The organism is Streptomyces sp. NPDC007856 (assembly GCF_042868225.1).
GTDB lineage: Bacteria > Actinomycetota > Actinomycetes > Streptomycetales > Streptomycetaceae > Streptomyces.
The window spans coordinates 196,652-215,326 of record NZ_JBIAEC010000003.1; the positions used below are offsets into that span (position 1 = coordinate 196,652).

Below are 18,675 nucleotides of genomic sequence, written 5' to 3' on the forward strand. Positions count from 1 at the left end.
CGGCCTAATACGAGAAGGCCATCGGCTTGTCGGCGTCACGGGTGTCGCCGCCGATCTTCGTGGGCGGGTTGAGCTCGGCCTCGGTCAGCTCGGGCGGGCCGGCCTTGACGTACTTCGCGAGCAGCTTGACCTCGACCACCGCGAGGATCGCGTACAGCGAGGTGAAGACGATCATCGAGGTGAGGACCTCGGCCTGGGAGACACCGGGGGAGACCGCGTGCCGGGTCTGCAGGACGCCGTAGACGACCCACGGCTGGCGGCCCATCTCGGTGAAGATCCAGCCCCAGGAGTTGGCGATCAGCGGGAAGGCCAGGGTCCAGGTCGCGATGCGCCAGTACCAGGGCGTGAGCTTGGGGCTGAGCGCCTTGTTCTTGAAGAGCACCAGATGCGGCACCTCGTCCTCGCCGACCCGCAGATGCTGCGGCAGCATGAACTTCTTACGCGTCAGCCACAGTCCGGCCAGGCCGATGGCGAAGGAGGCCATGCCGAAGCCGATCATCCAGCGGAAGCCCCAGAAGGCGACCGGGATGTTGGGCCGGTAGTCGCCCGGGCCGAACTTCTGCTGCTCAGCCTTGTTGATGTCGTTGATGCCGGGGACGTACGAGGTGAAGGAGTCGTCGGCGAGGAAGGACAGCAGCCCCGGGATCTCGATGGCCACCGTGTTGTGGCCCTTCTCCACATCGCCGTAGGCGAAGATCGAGAAGGGTGCCGGCTTCTGGCCGTCCCAGAGGGCCTCGGCCGCCGCCATCTTCATCGGCTGCTGCTTGAACATGACCTTGCCGAGGGTGTCACCACTGACCGCGGTGAGCAGACCGGCGATCACCACAGTGACCAGGCCGAGCCGGAGCGAGGTCTTCATCTCACGGATGTGCTTCTTGCGTGCCAGGTGGTAGGCGGCTATGCCCACCATGAAGGCGCCACCGGTCAGGAAGGCCGCGGACAGGGTGTGGAAGGCCTGGCTGAGGGCGGTGTTCTGGGTGAGCACGGCCCAGAAGTCGGTCAGTTCGGCCCGGCCCTTCGCCTTGTCGATCTTGTAGCCGACCGGGTGCTGCATCCAGGAGTTGGCCGCGAGGATGAAGTACGCCGACAGGATTGTGCCGATCGAAACCATCCAGATGCAGGCCAGATGGATCTTCTTGGGCAGCTTGTCCCAGCCGAAGATCCACAGGCCGATGAAGGTGGACTCGAAGAAGAACGCGATCAGCGCCTCGAAGGCGAGCGGCGCACCGAAGATGTCACCGACGAAGCGCGAGTAGTCGGACCAGTTCATGCCGAACTGGAACTCCTGCACGATGCCCGTGACGACACCCATGGCGATGTTGATCAGGAAGAGCTTGCCCCAGAACTTCGTCGCCCTGAGGTACTTCTCCTTCTCCGTGCGCACCCAGGCCGTCTGCAGCCCGGCCGTGAGGGCGGCCAGGGAGATGGTCAGCGGGACGAACAGGAAGTGGTAGACGGTGGTGATGCCGAACTGCCAGCGCGCCAGAGTCTCCGGCGCCAAAGCCAGGTCCACGTCGTCACTCTCCTTACCGGCGTGGTACAGCGGCGGTTTGCCCTGTTTATCGCGCACATACAGGACAATCGCGCCGCGCTTGTGAACGCGTTCACATTCACAAGCCATTATGACTCACTGATTTTCGGCAACCAAGGGGGGGTCCCCCTTCGCCTCCGCGTCAAGGCCTTGGCAGTGACTTCAACATCTTGTTGAATTGCGCGCCATGCAGATACGTATCTCCTGGCCCGCGGGCAACATCACCGCGACCCTCGACGCAGACACCCCGACCGCCCAGGCCCTCGCCAAGGCACTGCCGCTCACCTCCAGCGCCTGCACATGGGGCGAGGAGGTCTATTTCGACACAGGTGTCTCTGTTTCACGTGAAACGGACGCACGGCAGGTCGTGGAGCCGGGCACGGTGGCCTTCTGGACGGACGGCGACGCGCTCGCCCTCCCCTACGGCCCGACACCGATCTCGCGAGGCGCCGAGTGCCGCCTCGCGAGCCCGTGCAACGTCCTGGGAAGTCTGGATGGGGACGCCCGCGTTCTGGCGACCGTACGAGCCGGCGACCCCATCCGTGTGGAACTGATCGACGAGTAGAGCCCGGGCCGGACTACAACTCCTTACGGAACGCCTCCGCCACCTTCAGGAAGATGTCGTTCGCCTCGGTCTCGCCGACCGTCACCCGCACACCCTCGCCCGGGAACGGCCGGACCACCACACCGTGCTGCTCACAAGCCTGAGCGAACGCGACCGTACGCTCCCCCAGCCGCAGCCAGACGAAGTTCGCCTGCGTCTCCGGCACCGTCCAGCCCTGGGCGCGCAGCGCGTCGACCACGCGCGTGCGCTCGCACACCAGCGAGCCGACCCGGCCGAGCAACTCGTCCTCGGCCCGCAGCGAGGCGATCGCCGCCTCCTGTGCGAGCTGGCTGACGCCGAAGGGCACCGCCGTCTTGCGCAGCGCCGCCGCGACCGGCTCATGGGCGATCGCGAAACCGACGCGCAGCCCGGCGAGCCCGTACGCCTTGGAGAACGTACGCAGAACACAGACGTTGGGCCGGTTCCGGTACAGCTCGACGCCATCGGGCACCTCGGGGTCGCGGATGAACTCGCGGTAGGCCTCGTCCAGCACCACCAGGACATCGCCGGGCACCCGGTCGAGGAACCGATCCAGCTCGGCCCGCCGCACCACCGTGCCGGTCGGGTTGTTGGGATTGCAGACGAAGATCAGACGCGTCCGGTCGGTGATCGCGTCCGCCATCGCGTCCAGGTCGTGCACATCGCCGGGCGTGAGCGGCACCTGCACCGACCGGGCGCCGCTGATCTGCGTGATGATCGGGTACGCCTCGAAGGACCGCCAGGCGTAGATCACCTCGTCGCCGGGACCGCTGGTGGCCTGGATGAGCTGCTGGGCGACACCCACCGAGCCGGTGCCGGTGGCCAGGTGGGAGAGCGGGACGCCGAAGCGCTCCGACAGCTCGGCCATCAGCCCGGTGCACGCCATGTCCGGGTAGCGGTTGAAGTCGCAGGCGGCCGCCGTCACGCTCTCCATCACGCCGGGCAGCGGCGGGTACGGGTTCTCGTTGGAGGACAGCTTGTAGGCGACCGGCCCGCCGACCGCGGCAGGCTTGCCCGGCTTGTAGGTGGGGATACCCTCCAGCTCGGCGCGCAGCTTGGGGCTCGTCTCGCTCACCGCAGTCCTCCTCGCGACCACCGGCGGACCGTCGACGCCGCCGGCTTCCAATACTCCTCACCTTATGAGGATTCGGCCTCGGTGCGTACAGCTTGCGGCCCTGCAAAACGTGAACCGCATCCGTCCCGGCGCCATCCCGGGTCATCACCGTACGAAGGCGTACGATTCAGGGGGCGCGCCGTACATATATCTATGCGCCGGTGGCTTGCGCCGTGGCGCGCATCACCCGTGCAGGTGAGTTGAGACCTCTTCGAGACATCGGGCACTTGGCAGGTCCATACGCGTCGCCACGTCACGTCTTGCTGCAGGATCGTTCAACTGGCTTTGTTTCTAATGGCGTTGACCCAGTACGACCATGCAGAAACGTGCCTGTCAACTCGTGCATATGCGTCCGCACTACCCCACCGCATGAGCCCTACTATCGGCTCGCCATGACAGCAGCAGGGAAGCACCAGGTGAGCCGCGCGGAAACCTCACGTCGAGGCAGCCGGCCGGGCCGGGCGGGCATCAGAGACGTGGCCGCCGCCGCCGGAGTCTCCATCACGACCGTCTCCGACGCCCTCAACGGCAAGGGTCGGCTCCCGGATGCCACCCGGCGCCATGTCCGCGAGGTCGCCGACCGGCTGGGATACCGTCCCTCCGCCGCCGCCCGCACCCTCCGTACCGGCAAGTCGGGCCTGATCGGCCTGACCGTGACGACGTACGGGGATGAACCTTTCACCTTCACGGAGTTCGCGTACTTCGCCGAGATGGCACGGGCCGCCACCTCGGCCGCGCTCGCCCGCGGCTACGCCCTCGTGATCCTGCCCGCGACGTCCCGCCACGACGTGTGGTCCAACGTCGCGCTCGATGGCACCGTTGTCATCGACCCCTCCGACCAGGACCCGGTGGTGACCGAACTCGTCCGGCAGGGCCTGCCCGTCGTCTCCGACGGCCGTCCGGCCGGCTCGCTGCCGGTCACCGCCTGGGTCGACAACGACCACGAGGCCGCCGTACTCGGCATCCTCGACCACCTCGCCGCCGCCGGCGCCCGCCGCATCGGCCTGCTCACGGGCACGACGACCGACACGTACACCCACCTGTCCACCACCGCCTACCTGCGCTGGTGCGAGCGGGTCGACCAGGACCCGGTCTACGAGGCCTACCCGGCGCATGACCCGTGCGCGGGCGCCGTCGCCGCTGACCGGCTGCTCGCCCGCCCCGACCGGCCCGACGCGGTCTACGGCCTGTTCGACCCCAACGGCACCGACCTGCTGGCCGCCGCCCGGCGCTACGGGCTCCGCGTCCCCGAGGACCTGCTGCTCGTGTGCTGCAGCGAGTCCATGGTGTACGCCAGCACCGAGCCGCCCATCACCACGCTCTCCCTGAAGCCCCGCCGCATCGGCACGGCGGTGGTCCAGCTCCTCATCGACGCCATCGAGGGCGTGGAGTCGGACCAGCCGGTCGAGCAGGTGATACCGACCGAGCTGATCGTGCGCACCTCCTCGCAGCGGCGCCCGCCGCGTACGACGGTCAGCCCGCCGCGGACGCCGGACGAGAAATAGCGCCGGAAAGCGGGGCGCTCACCCCGAACGCGCGCCCGCCGAGCGAGGGGGGCTCGGCGGGCCGGTGACCGGCGGGCCGGGTGTTCGGCCGGTGCGGAGCCGGCCGAACACCTGCCCAAACGGGGCGAAAGCCGCGGTGAACTGGAGTCTTGTTCCGATTCACCACCCCTGGGTCATCACACGGCGCGATGCGCATTCCTATGATGGGCCCACGACACCGCGGACCGCTGCGACCAGGCAGTCCGAAGGGGTGCAGATGCGGCGCGATGGTGGAGGGGTCTGATGACTCAGGGGGCCGGTCAGGGACCCGAAGTGGAGCGGACGGCAACGCTGCGCGACTTCCGGGTACCTGCGTACGTCCACGAGACCGGACCGTACGTCAGCACCGCCCACCCGGGCGACACCGCACCGCCCGCCGACCAGGCGTTCCCCGACGACTACACACCCACCCGGCGCGACCTCCCGGTCATCAACCGCACGGAGCCGGTCCAGGTCCCCGTCGAGACGGCACCCGCGGCCCCGGCCCCGCAGCCCGCGACCGGGCCCGGACCGCTGTTCGTCGTCGGGGACGTCCACGGGTACCTCGACGAACTGATGGCCGCACTGCAGGAGCAGGGGCTGATCGACGCCTCGGGCCAGTGGTGCGCCGGCACCACCCGGCTGTGGTTCCTCGGCGACTTCACCGACCGCGGACCCGACGGCATCGGCGTCATCGATCTCGTGATGCGGCTGTCCGCCGAGGCCGCGGCGGCCGGCGGTTACTGCAAGGCCCTCATGGGCAACCACGAGCTGCTGCTGCTCGGCGCCAAGCGGTTCGGCGACACCCCGGTCAACTCCGGCGCGGGCACCGCCACCTTCCAGGCGGCCTGGCTGCTCAACGGCGGCCAGAAGACCGACATGGACCGCCTCCAGGACCACCATCTGCAGTGGATGGCCCGCCTGGACGCCGTCGAGGAGGTCGACGGCTATCTGCTCGTGCACTCGGACACCACCGCCTACCTCGACTACGGCGACTCCATCGAGGCGGTCAACGACACTGTCCGCGAGACCCTCACCCGCAACGACGCGGACGAGTGCTGGGATCTGTTCCGCAAGTTCACCAAGCGCTTCTCCTTCCGCGACGAGGGCGGCGCCGACGCCGTGCGCTCCCTCCTCGATACGTACGGCGGCACCCGCATCGTTCACGGGCACAGCCCGATCCCCTACCTCCTCGGCGAGGTCGGCTCCGAGGACGGCGAGGACAGCACCGGCCCGGTCGTGGAGGGCCCGCACGTCTACGCCGACGGGCTCGCCATCGCGATGGACGGCGGGGTGACCATGGCCGGAAAGCTACTGGTCCGGCAACTCCCCCTGCCAACCTGACCGTTCGGCGGGCCGACTTCCCCGGCGGAGTACTCGCAGGCCGGAGGGCAATTTCCGGCAACCCCCTGTCACCGTGTGCCGTCACGGCTCTACCATCGGCTTATCCGTAGCAGGCTCCCCTCCGTTTCTGCCCGACGGCTCGCCGGCGTGCGAGCCCCAAGCCCTACGGAGCATCGGGGGATGCACATGAACAGCGTTCCGCAGCACCTGCAGAGCGAGGACCGCCAGGAATTCGAGCGGCTCCTCGATGAGGCGCTGCGCTCCGCACCACGGCGACCGGAACTGGCCGCTGTCGGACAGCGGCTCAATCCCGAACAACTGCGCACCATGGCGCTCGACGCCACCGCACTGATAACGGCCGCCGCCGCGGCCGAATACCAGCACTTTGTGAAGATCCGCCAGGAACTGCGCCAGCCGGCGATGACCCCCTCGGCCTCCGGTGACTCCGCTCCCGCGGACCGGAGTTCGGCCACCACCGAGATCGTGACCACCTTGGGCGAGGCGGCCGAGAGCACCGGCGCGGGCGCCGTCGCGGTCATCGCCGTACTGGCTCCCGTCCTCTCCGGAACCGCCGCGGTGATCTTCCTGCTCTTCGGCTACATCCTGAGGACACTGAGCCCCGGACAGGCCTTCGCCCAGACCATGCTCACCGCCGGCTGGGTGTTCGGCGCGGTCACCGCGGCCACGGTCCTCGTCGCCGCCGTCGGCCTGCTCCTCACCGCCCTGCGCAACGGCAACTCGCCGCAGGCCCAGGCACTGGACGCGGCGCACCGGGAACTGGACAGCGCCAGAGAGGCCTGGCGGGACGCCCTGCTGGAGCGCGGCATCCTGCCGTTCCTCACGGAGGCGCTCGCCGAGCCCCGACCGGCCGCCCCCGTGCACCGCACGACCCCGCCCGCCCCCCGCGGCCGTATGCCCCGCCTGGGGTACGACCGCCCCGGTTTCAGCAGCCCCGACGACGGCACGCAGTCGGGCCGGCCGAGCTTCACCAGCCCGGACTACACGAGCCCCGACTTCGGCGGCCCGGAGCACCAGCCCGAGTAACCCCACCGGCAGCCCGGCCACGGCTCGCGCCCCGAGCGACGTGGGCCCGACCGGGCGGCCCACCGGTGCGCCACCGCCGACCTCTGGAGGGCCGTGGCTCCGGTGGACGCAGCACTGACCGGACGCCAAGCGGAGTCCGCGCCTCACGTGGTGCCTCACGGCGGCTCGGAAACGCGGACCGCTTGCTCCTGGCCCTCAGTCCGCGATCGGCAGATACACCCGGTTCCCCGCCTCGGCGAACTCCTTCGACTTCTGGAGCATCCCCGCGGCGATCTCCTCCTGTGACGCACCCTCGGCCGCCGCACCACCGAACCGCTCTGTGATGGTTTGACTGATCTTCATGCTGCAGAACTTCGGCCCGCACATGGAGCAGAAGTGGGCGGTCTTGGCGGGCTCGGCCGGCAGGGTCTCGTCGTGGAACTCCCGTGCCGTGTCCGGGTCCAGGGCGAGGTTGAACTGGTCCTCCCAACGGAACTCGAAGCGGGCGTCGGACAGTGCGTCGTCCCACTCCTGGGCGCCCGGGTGCCCCTTGGCCAGGTCGGCCGCATGCGCGGCGATCTTGTAGGTGATGACGCCGGTCTTGACGTCGTCACGGTTGGGCAGGCCCAGGTGCTCCTTGGGCGTGACGTAGCAGAGCATCGCGGTGCCCCACCAGGCGATCATCGCGGCGCCGATACCGGAGGTGATGTGGTCGTACGCCGGCGCGATGTCCGTGGTCAGCGGGCCGAGCGTATAGAACGGAGCTTCATCGCAGATCTCCTGCTGAAGGTCGATGTTCTCCTTGATCTTGTGCATCGGGACGTGTCCCGGGCCCTCGATCATCGTCTGTACGTTGAAACGCCTGGCGATCCGGTTGAGTTCCCCGAGCGTCCTCAACTCCGCGAACTGCGCCTCGTCGTTGGCGTCCGCGATCGACCCCGGCCGGAGGCCGTCGCCCAGCGAGTACGTGACGTCGTAGGCGGCGAGGATCTCGCAGAGTTCCTCGAAGTTCTCGTACAGGAACGACTCCTTGTGGTGCGCCAGGCACCACGCGGCCATGATCGAGCCGCCGCGCGAGACGATTCCCGTCTTGCGGTTGGCGGTGAGCGGCACGTACGGCAGCCGGACGCCCGCGTGGACGGTCATGTAGTCCACGCCCTGCTCGGCCTGCTCGATGACCGTGTCCTTGTAGATCTCCCAGGTCAGTTCCTCGGCCTTGCCGTCGACCTTCTCCAGGGCCTGGTAGAGCGGCACCGTGCCGATGGGGACGGGGGAGTTGCGCAGCACCCACTCGCGCGTGGTGTGGATGTTGCGGCCGGTGGACAGGTCCATGACCGTGTCGGCGCCCCAGCGGGTCGCCCAGGTCATCTTCTCCACCTCCTCCTCGATGGAGGAGGTCACCGCCGAGTTGCCGATGTTGGCGTTGACCTTCACCAGGAACCGCTTGCCGATGATCATCGGCTCGATCTCCGGGTGGTTGACGTTGGCCGGCAGCACCGCCCGACCCGCCGCGATCTCCTCGCGGACCACCTCCGGGGAAACGTTCTCCCGGATGGCCACGTACTCCATCTCCGGGGTGATCTCACCCCGGCGGGCGTACGCGAGCTGCGTCACCGCCTCGCCGCCGCGGCCCCGGCGCGGCTGGCGCGGCCGTCCGGGGAAGACCGCGTCCAGGTTGCGCAGCCCGCCGCGCGGCGAGGTGTGCTTGATCCCGTCGTCCTCGGGACGGACGGGACGGCCCGCGTACTCCTCGGTGTCACCGCGGGCGATGATCCAGTTCTCCCGCAACGGCGGCAGGCCCCTGCGGACATCGGTGTCGACGAGCGGATCGGTGTACGGGCCCGATGTGTCGTACAGCGTGACCGACTGCCCGTTGGTGAGGTGCACCTGACGGACCGGCACGCGCAGATCGGGGCGCGAACCCTCGACGTACGCCTTGTGCCATCCGGTGGACTTCCCGGCCTCCTGGGACTTCTCGTCCTGGACGGAGGCAGGCGTGCGTGCGTCCTTGTTGGTCATGAGACCTACTCCCTACGCCGGCATTACCCGGTAACAGGTTCGGCGGTCGACGCAGCGGTTTCCGTCTGGCGGCATTCCGTGCGGAACATCACTTGTTCCACGTGAAACATCGCGTGTACGGAGGTCAGCGCCCTCTCAGCCCGGTGCTCCGAGCTCCCGCGTGTGCAAAGGTGCCTCCACGCTAGCGTCATATGTGGCGCGGTGAACAGTGGGCCCCTGCCGTTGTTGCGATGATCGGGCGGTGACCAGGATGCAGCAGTACCCATATCGGCCGCCCGAGCCGCACCGCTCACCGGCCTCAGGGCAGGGTCACGACCACGCCCCCGAGCAAGAGGGCAGCCGGGACGACGGCCGTGGTCATGGCCACCGGCAGGCACACGGTCACGGCCACAGGCAGAGCCATGGGCACGACCGTGAGCACGACCACGGGCAGGACCATGGCCATGGGCACGGCCACAGCCACAGCCATGGGCCCGCCGCCCCGGTCTCCAAGCACCTGCGCAAGGTCATCGCCGCGATCCTGGTCCCCTTCACCGTGGCGGTCGTCGTCGGCCTGGTGGTGCTCTGGCCCGGGGGAGCCCCGCCCCATAAACGCAGCGGCGTCGGCTTCGACCGGGAGACCCAGCAGGCCACGGTCACCAAGGTCGTCGAGGTGAGCTGCAAGTCGGTGAACGCCGCCGGTGGCGCCCTCACCGGTGACACCTCCACCGCCTCGGGCACCTCGGCGGATCAGGGGGCGAAGGGAAGCTGCAAGAAGGCGACCGTCCGGGTCGACACCGGTAAGGACCGGGGCCGCACGTTCATCGAGATCGTGCAGCCGGACCAGAGCCGGCAGCTGCACCAGGGCGAGCAGGTGGTGGCCGCCTACGAGCCCTCGGCGCCGAAGGACCTGCAGTACTCGGTGACCGATGTGAACCGGAAGTTCCCGATGACGCTGCTCGCGGGCATCTTCGCGCTCGCCGTCGTGGTGGTCGGCAGGCTGCGTGGCGTGATGGCACTCGTCGCCCTGGCCGTGAGCTTCCTGGTGCTGACCCAGTTCATCCTGCCCGCGATCCTCCAGGGTTCGAACCCGCTGCTCGTGGCGGTCGTCGGGGCGAGCACCATCATGCTGCTCGCCCTGTACATGTGCCACGGCCTGTCGGCCCGCACCTCGGTGGCGGTGCTCGGCACCCTTGCCTCGCTGCTGCTGATCGGCTTCCTCGGATCGCAGTTCATCGGCTGGGCCGAACTCACCGGCAACACGGACGACAGCACCGGCCTGATCCACGGTCTGTATCCGTCGATCGACATGAGCGGTCTGCTGCTGGCCGGTGTCATCATCGGCTCGCTCGGCGTCCTGGACGACGTGACCGTGACGCAGACGTCGGCCGTCTGGGAGCTGCACGAGGCCAACCCGACGATGGGCTGGCGCGGGCTGTACCGGGCCGGCATCCGGATCGGCCGCGACCACATCGCCTCCGTGGTCAACACCCTCGTCCTCGCCTACGCCGGTGCCGCGCTGCCGTTGCTGCTTCTGTTCTCGATCGCGCAGAGCAGCGTCGGGACCGTGGCCAACAGCGAGTTGGTGGCCGAGGAGATCGTGCGCACGCTGGTGGGCTCGATCGGTCTGGTCGCCTCGGTCCCGGTCACCACCGCGCTCGCCGCCCTCGTGGTCTCGGCCGACCGCCCCGGCCCGAACATCCCGGCACAGGCAGGGACACAGCCCCTCCCGGCACGCGGCGGCAGGGGGCGGCGCCGGAAGAGGTAGGTCCGCCGGGCCGTCACGCGGGACCGGCGCGCTGGGACGCACGGGCCCGCCCCTTCACCCCAACGCAGAAGCGTTCCTGCACGCCTCCGTGCGGCGCTGCGGAGCATCCGGCGCCCCGTGCCGTAACGCTTCAGCCGGCGCTCTGTTCCTCGGCCAGGATGCGGTCCAGGGCCTCTTCCAGATGCGCGTCGAAGTCGGCCAGCGCGCCCTCCTGGCCGAGCGGCACGAGCTTGTCCGTGCGGTCGAGGAAGGCCACGAGCGGCGGCGCGGAGGAGCGGAACAGCGCCTGATCGCCGCCGACCTGAAGCCTGATCAGTACCTCGCCCAGCACCTCGGGGTCGACGGGAGCGATGTGCACATCCCCTTCCCCGCACGGCCGGCCGACGCCGTCGATCAGCAGCTCGCGTCCGAACGCCCAGGTCACCGGGGCGTCACCGGGCAGATGGAAGGTGAGCCGCACGGCATAGGGATCACTGGTCTCGTAGCGCAACTCCACGGGGATGCGGAAGGAGAGCTCCTCCGACACGAGAAAGCTCATCATGACTTCTGCCTGTACGGACTCGCGCATCGTCTACCCCGTCATATGGACGTCGACTGGCCGGGATTGATCCCTGTAACCGTGGTCAAATCTTGCTGAACGTACACAGCAGATCACAAGGAGTAAGTTTTCACATACTGATAGAGAGAGTGAGCGTCCCCAGATGCCGCCCGATCTCCGTCTGCAGCCGGCGCGCCGCCGGCAGCAGCCGGTCGGCCTGGTGGACGGGCAGCGACATGGCCACCGTGGCCACGGTGGTGCCGACCGTGATCGGCACCGCCGCGCACACCGTCCCGAGCGCGTACTCCTGACGCTCCACGACCGGCTCCATGCGCGGCATCCGGGCCAGCCGCCGCAACAGGGCGTCGTTGTCGCGGACCGTGTACGGCGTGATGGACTGCACGGGGTAGCGCGCGAGATGGTCGCGGCGGGCGTCCTCGTCCAGCTGGGAGAGCAGACACTGCCCGATGGCGTGCGCGTGGCCGGTCTCGCGGAAGTCGGCCCATTCCTCGACCGCCGGCGCCTCGGGGGAGTCGGAGACGCACATGACGTCGATATCGCCGTCCTGGTACATCGCGTAGTACACCGGCACACCGATGGAATCGCGCCAGTGCGCGAGCGTGTCCGCCACCGCGCTGCGACGTTTCTGCTGGGCTCCGCTGCTGCCCAGCCGTTCGGCCGCCTCGCCGAGGAAGAACAGCCCCTTCTCACGCCGGAGATAGCCCTCGTGCACCAGGGTGCGCAGCAGGTGGTACGTCGTCGGGAGGGCGAGGCCGGTCTCGCGGGCGAGTTGTTTGGCGGGGGCGCCGTACATATGTGCTGCTACGGACTCCAGCAGGCGCATGGCGCGCTGGACGGATCCGATGAGCGTCGCGGCGGCCGGGGACCCGTGGGCGTCCGTGGGGTGCGGTGGGCCAGGGGCGCCGGCGGCGCGCGGTGGCCCGGAGACGTCGGTGGGGTGCGGTTGTTCGGGGACCGCGATGGAAGGCGGCCGCTGGGTGGGCGGGGCGCAGGAACGCGGTGGGTCGGGGGGTGCGTGCGGTACTGCCGGTGGGGTGTCAACCGTGGCCAAGGGTCACTCCGGGAGCGGGAGGGGCAGCCCGTGCCGGGGAGAGCACGGAGGGGTCTGCGCCGTCCGCGGGGCCGGACCCCGCGGGATCTCCGGACTCTAATCCTGCGCCGCCGCATACTGACGGCCGCACGGGGAAACTTCCCTCGCCCGAGGGAAGCCACGGGTTCACCTTGCCGGGAGCCGGTGATCCCGTTGCCGCACACCGGACCCCGGGTCGGTCACCAGTCGCCGCGCGACGAGGAGTTCGACATGAACTTGCGCACGACGTAGATGAGTCCGCCGACCAGGGCGACGAAGACCAGCGCCTTGAACAGCAGGCCGATCACGATCTGGACCACGGTCGCTATCAGGCTGCCGAAGACGACCAGGGCGATGACCGGCACCGCGACCCACTTCACCCACCACGGCAGTCCCGCGAAAATCTCTCGCATCGCCCTCGTCCTTTGCCTTCTCGTACGTCCGAGTGCTCGTACGCGCTTGTCACGTACGGCCTTGATGTTCTGCACTCGATGCTAGGGCCGACAAGGGGGTCCGCGGGGGCCTCGCGCCCCTTGTCCTCCCCTGACCCGTCCCCTAGGGAACCCCGGGGTCCGGTCTCACGCCTCGGGCGGAGAGAAGACGACGAGAACCCTGAGGTCCTCGCTGATGTGGTGGAACTTGTGCGCGACCCCGGCCGGCACGTACACCACGCTGCCCCTCGCCACCTCGGTCGTCTCCAGTCCCACCGTGATGGACGCCCGGCCGCTGACGACGAAGTACACCTCGTCCTGCTTGTGCGGCGTCTGCGGGTCGTGCTCACCTGCATTGAGGGCGTACAGGCCGACGGACATGTTCCGCTCCCGCAGGAACTGAAGGTAGGCCCCCTCGTTGGCGGCGCGCTCCGCCTCCAGTTCGTCCAGCCGGAATGCCTTCATCGCCGCTGTCGCCCTCGCCTCTGCTCTGTTCCGATCCTGTCTGCCACGATCAGACACATGAAGAATTTCGTAGTCAAGACGATCGCCAACGCGGGCGCCCTGGCGGTTGCCGTGTGGCTGTTGGACAAGATCACTCTGACGGGTGACAGCACGGCCAAGAAGGCCGGCACGCTGATCGTCGTCGCCCTGATCTTCGGCCTGGTGAACTGGCTGGTCAAGCCGATCGTGAAGGTGCTCACCTTCCCGCTGTTCATCCTGACCCTGGGCCTGATCACCCTGGTCGTGAACGCGCTGATGCTGCTGCTGACCTCCTGGGTCTGCGGCAAGCTCGACCTGAGCTTCCACGTACAGGGCTTCTGGACGGCCGTCATCGGCGGCCTGATCGTCTCCGTCGTCTCCTGGGCGCTGCACGTCGTCCTGCCCGACGAGGACTGAGCGCACCATGACCTACCGCGTCTGCTTCGTGTGCACCGGCAACATTTGCCGCTCCCCGATGGCCGAGTCCGTCTTCCGCGCGCGCGTTGCTCGGGCCGGCCTCGAGGACCGGGTGGCGGTCGACAGCGCCGGCACCGGCGGCTGGCACGAGGGCGAGCCCGCCGACCCGCGGACCGTCTCGATCCTCGAGGAGCACGCCTATGACAGCGATCACGTCGCGCGCCAGTTCCAGTCGTCGTGGTTCTCCCGCCTCGACCTGGTGATCGCCCTCGACGCCGGTCATCTCAAGGCCCTGCGCCGCCTCGCGCCGACGGAGGAGGACGCGCGCAAGGTCCGCCTGCTGCGTTCGTACGATCCCACCGCCGGTGACGACCTGGACGTGCCGGATCCGTACTACGGACACCGCGACGGCTTCGAGGAGTGCCTTGAGATGGTGGAGGCGGCGAGCGTCGGTCTGCTCGCCGCCGTTCGCGAGCAGCTGGAAGGACGGGCCGCATGAGCGACACCCCCGAGGACCCGGGCCGTACCGGCGACGGCACGCGCGCGGTACGCGCCGGACTGCCCGAACCGGTCAAGCACGAGCCGACCCTGCCCGGACCGGTGTTCGCGGCACATTTCCATCTGCCCGGCGAGGCGACGGGCCCGTATCTGTACGGCCGTGACGAGAACCCGACCTGGACGCTGCTGGAGCGGGCCATCGGCGAGCTGGAGGCGCCCGGGCGGGACGACATCGAGACGCTGGTCTTCGCCTCCGGCATGGCGGCGATCTCCTCCGTGCTGTTCTCCCAGCTGCGCGCCGGGGACGCGGTCGTGCTGCCCTCCGACGGCTATCAGGTGCTTCCGCTGGTCCGCGCCCAGCTGGAGGCGTACGGCGTCGAGGTGCGCACCGCCCCCACCGGCGGCGATGCCCAGTTGGAGGTGCTCGAGGGCGCCCGACTGCTGTGGATCGAGTCACCGTCGAACCCGGGGCTCGACGTGTGCGACATCCGGCGGCTGGCGGCGGCGGCCCATGCGCAGGGCACCCTGGTGGCCGTCGACAACACCCTCGCCACCCCGCTCGGGCAGCGCCCGCTGGAGCTGGGCGCCGACTTCTCCGTGGCCAGCGGCACCAAGCAGCTCACCGGCCACGGTGACGTGCTGCTGGGCTATGTCGCCGGCCACGGTGCGGAGGCCATGGCCGCCGTACGGCGCTGGCGCAAGATCGTCGGCGCGATCTCCGGCCCCATGGAGGCCTGGCTCGCGCACCGGTCCATCGCCACGCTCCAGCTGCGCGTCGACCGGCAGAACGCCACCGCCCTCGCGGTCGCCGAGGCGCTGAAGCAGCGGCCCGAGGTGTCCGGTCTGCGCTATCCCGGACTGCCCGACGACCCCTCGCACAAGAACGCCGCGCAGCAGATGCGCCGCTACGGCTGCGTGGTCTCCTTCACGCTGCCCACGCGCGCGCGTGCCGAGCGTTTCCTCGATGCCCTGCGCCTGGTGGAGGACGCCACGAGCTTCGGCGGGGTGCGTTCCACGGCCGAGCGCCGTCGCCGCTGGGGCGGGGACGCGGTACCGGAAGGCTTCATCCGTATGTCCGTCGGCGCCGAGGACCCCGAGGACCTGATCGCCGACCTGCTGCGGGCCCTGGACGAGTCCGCCGAGTGAGCCGGTGGCCGTCCGGCCGACGGCGCACGACGGTCCGAGCCTCCCCCCTCGTGGCTCGGACCGTCTTCGGTTCCTGCGCGCGAAGAACCGCGCGAACAAGGCTAGTTGACTCTCCGTCAGTGTCCAATCACGCTAACGACAGAGACCTATCGACTTATTTATAGTTGGGGCCTGCCTAGGGGGCCACAGGAGGCAGAGATAGGGGAGGGCACACCATGGACCTGGCCTTGTTGCGCACCTTCGTCACTGTGCACCGGGCTGGTTCCTTCACTCGCGCCGCCGCTCTGCTCGGCCTCTCCCAGCCGGCCGTCACCTCGCAGATCCGCACGCTGGAACGGCAGCTCGGCAAGCCTCTCTTCCTCCGCCAGGCGCGCGGGGTGACCCCGACGACCATCGGCGACGAACTCGCACACAAGGCCGCTCCCCATCTCGATGCCCTGGTGGAGATAGCCGAGAGCGGCCTGGACGACGAGTCCTCACTCAGAACCCTGCACCTCGCCGGCCCGCCCGAGTTCACCGCCGAACGCGCCCTGCCGGCCCTGACGGAGCTGACCGGCGACGACGGCCAGGGATTCGCGCTCCGCGCCTCCTTCGGCACGGCGGAGGAAACACTGGAGGGGCTGGCCTCCGGACACCATGATCTGGCCATCAGTACGGCCCGTCCGCGCGGCGCCCTGCTGACCGCGACTCCGCTGTGCGACGAGGAACACGTACTGGTCGCCGCGCCTCGCTGGGTCGAGCGGATCGGTGCGGAGGCGCTGCGGCTGAAGGGGGCGCCCGCGCTGGAGGATCTCCCCGTCGTCGAGGTCCACGAGTCGCTGCCCTTCGTCTCGCGCTACTGGGCCTCCGTCTTCGATTCCCGTCCGGCCGCCTCGGGCACGGTCATCGTCCCAGATCTACGCGCGGTGCTCGCATGCACCATCGCCGGTGCGGGGCTCGCCGTGCTTCCCCGCTATCTGTGTGCCGCGGCCTTCGACGACGGCACGATCGCGACGCTGCACGATCCCGCGGTGCCGCCGCTGCGCACGTATTTCCTGGTGGTGCGCACCGGCACCCTCGCCATGCCCCATATCGCGCGGGCCCACGAGTGGCTTCAGCGGGCGGCCACGACCTGGTGCTGAGGCCCTCCGACACAGCAGCCACGCGCGGCGATCGCATGGTGACTCTTTGCGATGTTTCACGTGGAACCAGCCGGGCCACATTTCTCCCATGACCGTCCGACCCGTGGTCAAGCGCACCGCCCGTGCCGTTCTCCTCGACGGTGACGACCTGATCCTGATCAAGCGCACCAAGCCTGGCGTCGATCCCTACTGGGTCACTCCCGGTGGCGGGGTCGAGCCCGGGGACCCGACCGTCGTGGATGCCCTGCACCGGGAGGTGTCAGAGGAACTCGGCGCCAAGATCACCGATGTGGTTCCGTGCTTCGTGGACACCGTCGAGCACATCGGTGAGGACGGCGGCGCGACCGGTGTGAAGGTGCAGCACTTCTTCGTCTGCCGGCTGGATTCCATGGACCCGGCGCTGCGGCACGGCCCCGAAGTGGACGAGCCGGCCGGCGAGTACGAGATCGTCCGCGTCCCGTTCACCCGCGTCGGCATCGCCTCCGTCCACCTGGTCCCGCTGTCGCTGCGCCACTATCTGGACGGCAACATCGAGGGGGTGCGCGCCATGCACGCTCCCGACCTCGGTTAGCGCGCTCAGTTCCCGACGACGAGCAGGTCCTCCACCGAGTCATGCCGTATGCGGCTCGATGGAACACCGATGTCCCGGAGCGTGTCGATGCTGCTGCGGACCATTCCGGGCGGGCCCGAGAGATAGGCGTCGTACTCGTTCCAGGGGCCATAGTCGCGCACGGCATCGGGGAGCTGGATGTGGGCCCGCTGGTCTATGACCGCCCGTACCGACAGCCAGGGATGGCTCTGTTGGAGCCGCAGCATGGTGTCGATGTCGTAGAGGTCGTGGTCGGTGCGGGCGCCGTAGAACACCTCGACGGGCCGACGCTCTCCACGCTCGGCGACGTCCTCGACCAGAGCCTTGATGGGCGCTATGCCGGTGCCGCCGCCCAGACAGAGCAGTCCGCTGTTGGTCGTATGGTCGACGGTCATGGAGCCGCTCGGCGGCCCGAGGCGAATGACGTCTCCGGGCCGGGCGCGGTGCACCAGCGCATTGGAGACCCAGCCGGCCGGTACGGCCTTCACGTGAAACGTCAGCAGACCGTCCGAGCGGGGCGCGGACGCGAATGAGTAGTGCCGCCACACCCGTGGCCACCAGGGCGTCTCCACGCTCGTGTACTGGCCTGCGAGGAAAGGATAGGGCTGGTCGGGGCGGACGGTGAGGACCGCGACGTCGGGGGTTCTGAGGTCGTGGGAGACGATCTGGGCGTACCACCAGGCCGGAGAACGCAGTTCGTCCGCCGCCGCGGCGTCGATCATGATCTGGGAGATCGTCGTGTACGCCCGCACCCAGGCCGCCTCGGCCTCCGGGCTCCAGACGGTGGCGGCGTACCTGCTCAACGCGCCGATCAGGCATTCCCCGACGGCCGGATAGTGCTCGGCGCGCGTCCCGTACTTGCGGTGTCCACGGCCCAGGCTCTGCAGGTAGTCGACGAGGACCGATGTGTTGTCCAGATGCTCGGCCGCGGTGAGCAACGCCTTCAGCAGACGCTCCCGCTGGAGGTCCATCGCGGCCGGGAACAGCGCCCGCAGCTCGGGGTGGCGGACGAACAGCAGCGCATAGAAGTAAGAAGTGACCTTGTCGGCGATCGGTGCTATCTCGGCCATCGTGCGGCGTATGAGGATGGCGTCCGGGGACCCTTCCTGGACGGCCGGTGCCGGCCGCTGAGCCGGAATGGGCTCGGGGCTGTCCGGCGGGGGTGCCGACGATGCAGTGAGCGGAGTGAACCAGCCGCCTCCGCCCGGCGTGCCGTTCTCCCCCGACGTGGTGGTCGGAGCGTCCATGGTGTGCCTCGCCTCGAACGTCTTGCGGTCGGTCTGCGCACCTCCTCCTCTTGGAGAAGGTGCATGCTTTCCCCCGGCGGGCGGCCAGCCGTAGCACCCCGCAGCGTTGCATCCCGATCGGCTGCCGCGGTCACATACCCGGAAACACGGATCTCGCGCCCTTTGTCCCGTTAGGCTGCTTGCCCTTTGCTCTCGGCCCGCACGGGATCTGTGGATTCCATCCCGGACATG

General features: G+C 69.1%; 18 protein-coding genes and 1 riboswitch. Of the genes, 10 read left to right on the forward strand and 8 right to left on the reverse strand.

All coding sequences use genetic code 11. The annotated features are described in order from the left end of the window. Positions 1-4: 4 nt before the first annotated feature. Complete coding sequence (locus ACFYOH_RS08960; protein ID WP_388622659.1) at positions 5-1,513, reverse strand: cytochrome ubiquinol oxidase subunit I; 1,509 nt, start codon at positions 1,511-1,513, stop codon at positions 5-7. Between the two features lie 205 nt (positions 1,514-1,718). Here ACFYOH_RS08960 and ACFYOH_RS08965 point away from each other — a divergent pair, with 205 nt between their 5' ends. After that, positions 1,719-2,096, forward strand: coding sequence for a cyclophilin-like fold protein (locus ACFYOH_RS08965; protein ID WP_388622662.1), 378 nt, complete (start codon positions 1,719-1,721; stop codon positions 2,094-2,096). 13 nt (positions 2,097-2,109) lie between these two features. On the opposite strand, the gene hisC is transcribed toward ACFYOH_RS08965, so the two are convergent. Further along, positions 2,110-3,189 carry a histidinol-phosphate transaminase gene (gene hisC, locus ACFYOH_RS08970; protein WP_388622664.1) on the reverse strand — a complete coding sequence of 360 codons (1,080 nt, stop codon included), beginning with the start codon at positions 3,187-3,189 and terminating at the stop codon, positions 2,110-2,112. 431 nt (positions 3,190-3,620) lie between these two features. Between hisC and ACFYOH_RS08975 the strand changes: the two genes are divergently transcribed. The 3 genes from ACFYOH_RS08975 to ACFYOH_RS08985 all read left to right on the forward strand — a co-directional run bounded on the left by ACFYOH_RS08975 (position 3,621) and on the right by ACFYOH_RS08985 (position 7,139). Then, entirely contained in the window at positions 3,621-4,733 is a 1,113-nt protein-coding gene (locus ACFYOH_RS08975; RefSeq protein WP_388622667.1) for a LacI family DNA-binding transcriptional regulator, read from the forward strand. Between the two features lie 282 nt (positions 4,734-5,015). Next, on the forward strand, positions 5,016-6,095 hold the full coding sequence (locus tag ACFYOH_RS08980) for a metallophosphoesterase (protein WP_388622670.1): 1,080 nt from the start codon (positions 5,016-5,018) through the stop codon (positions 6,093-6,095). A gap of 180 nt (positions 6,096-6,275) precedes the next feature. Beyond that, positions 6,276-7,139, forward strand: a complete 864-nt coding sequence (locus tag ACFYOH_RS08985; RefSeq protein ID WP_388622672.1) for a hypothetical protein — start codon at positions 6,276-6,278, stop codon at positions 7,137-7,139. A gap of 195 nt (positions 7,140-7,334) precedes the next feature. Here ACFYOH_RS08985 and thiC read toward each other — a convergent pair whose 3' ends face one another. After that, the gene (gene thiC / locus ACFYOH_RS08990; RefSeq protein ID WP_388622674.1) at positions 7,335-9,137 is read right to left on the reverse strand and encodes a phosphomethylpyrimidine synthase ThiC; all 1,803 of its coding nucleotides are present in this window, start codon (positions 9,135-9,137) and stop codon (positions 7,335-7,337) included. Next, positions 9,130-9,307, reverse strand: a riboswitch (TPP riboswitch). Its footprint overlaps the gene before it by 8 nt. Positions 9,308-9,378: 71 nt before the next feature. Here thiC and ACFYOH_RS08995 point away from each other — a divergent pair. Further along, positions 9,379-10,884, forward strand: a complete 1,506-nt coding sequence (locus ACFYOH_RS08995) for a YibE/F family protein (protein ID WP_388622677.1) — start codon at positions 9,379-9,381, stop codon at positions 10,882-10,884. A gap of 130 nt (positions 10,885-11,014) precedes the next feature. On the opposite strand, the gene ACFYOH_RS09000 is transcribed toward ACFYOH_RS08995, so the two are convergent. The 4 genes from ACFYOH_RS09000 to ACFYOH_RS09015 all read right to left on the reverse strand — a co-directional run bounded on the left by ACFYOH_RS09000 (position 11,015) and on the right by ACFYOH_RS09015 (position 13,408). Then, complete coding sequence (locus ACFYOH_RS09000) at positions 11,015-11,452, reverse strand: SsgA family sporulation/cell division regulator (protein WP_388622680.1); 438 nt, start codon at positions 11,450-11,452, stop codon at positions 11,015-11,017. Between the two features lie 100 nt (positions 11,453-11,552). Further along, on the reverse strand, positions 11,553-12,287 hold the full coding sequence (locus tag ACFYOH_RS09005) for an IclR family transcriptional regulator (protein WP_388623840.1): 735 nt from the start codon (positions 12,285-12,287) through the stop codon (positions 11,553-11,555). A 425-nt stretch (positions 12,288-12,712) separates the two neighbouring features. Next, the gene (locus ACFYOH_RS09010; RefSeq protein ID WP_388622683.1) at positions 12,713-12,925 is read right to left on the reverse strand and encodes a DUF5326 family protein; all 213 of its coding nucleotides are present in this window, start codon (positions 12,923-12,925) and stop codon (positions 12,713-12,715) included. Positions 12,926-13,090: 165 nt separating this feature from the next. Then, positions 13,091-13,408, reverse strand: a complete 318-nt coding sequence (locus ACFYOH_RS09015; protein ID WP_388622686.1) for a cupin domain-containing protein — start codon at positions 13,406-13,408, stop codon at positions 13,091-13,093. A gap of 57 nt (positions 13,409-13,465) precedes the next feature. Between ACFYOH_RS09015 and ACFYOH_RS09020 the strand changes: the two genes are divergently transcribed. The 5 genes from ACFYOH_RS09020 to ACFYOH_RS09040 all read left to right on the forward strand — a co-directional run bounded on the left by ACFYOH_RS09020 (position 13,466) and on the right by ACFYOH_RS09040 (position 17,179). Then, positions 13,466-13,843: a phage holin family protein gene (locus ACFYOH_RS09020; RefSeq protein ID WP_388622688.1), complete on the forward strand. Its 378-nt coding sequence runs from the start codon at positions 13,466-13,468 to the stop codon at positions 13,841-13,843. Positions 13,844-13,850: 7 nt separating this feature from the next. Then, a complete protein-coding gene (locus ACFYOH_RS09025) occupies positions 13,851-14,342 on the forward strand; it encodes a low molecular weight protein-tyrosine-phosphatase (protein ID WP_388622691.1) in 492 nt (163 codons plus the stop codon). Continuing rightward, entirely contained in the window at positions 14,339-15,487 is a 1,149-nt protein-coding gene (locus tag ACFYOH_RS09030; protein WP_388622695.1) for a cystathionine gamma-lyase, read from the forward strand. Before ACFYOH_RS09025 ends, ACFYOH_RS09030 begins: the two co-directional genes overlap by 4 nt. A 215-nt stretch (positions 15,488-15,702) precedes the next feature. Next, the gene (locus ACFYOH_RS09035; RefSeq protein ID WP_388622697.1) at positions 15,703-16,608 is read left to right on the forward strand and encodes a LysR family transcriptional regulator; all 906 of its coding nucleotides are present in this window, start codon (positions 15,703-15,705) and stop codon (positions 16,606-16,608) included. 88 nt (positions 16,609-16,696) lie between these two features. Then, on the forward strand, positions 16,697-17,179 hold the full coding sequence (locus tag ACFYOH_RS09040; RefSeq protein WP_388622699.1) for an NUDIX domain-containing protein: 483 nt from the start codon (positions 16,697-16,699) through the stop codon (positions 17,177-17,179). Positions 17,180-17,184: 5 nt separating this feature from the next. Here the strand turns inward: ACFYOH_RS09040 and ACFYOH_RS09045 are convergent, their stop codons facing one another. Next, the gene (locus ACFYOH_RS09045; protein ID WP_388622702.1) at positions 17,185-18,444 is read right to left on the reverse strand and encodes a globin domain-containing protein; all 1,260 of its coding nucleotides are present in this window, start codon (positions 18,442-18,444) and stop codon (positions 17,185-17,187) included. Positions 18,445-18,675: the final 231 nt, after the last annotated feature.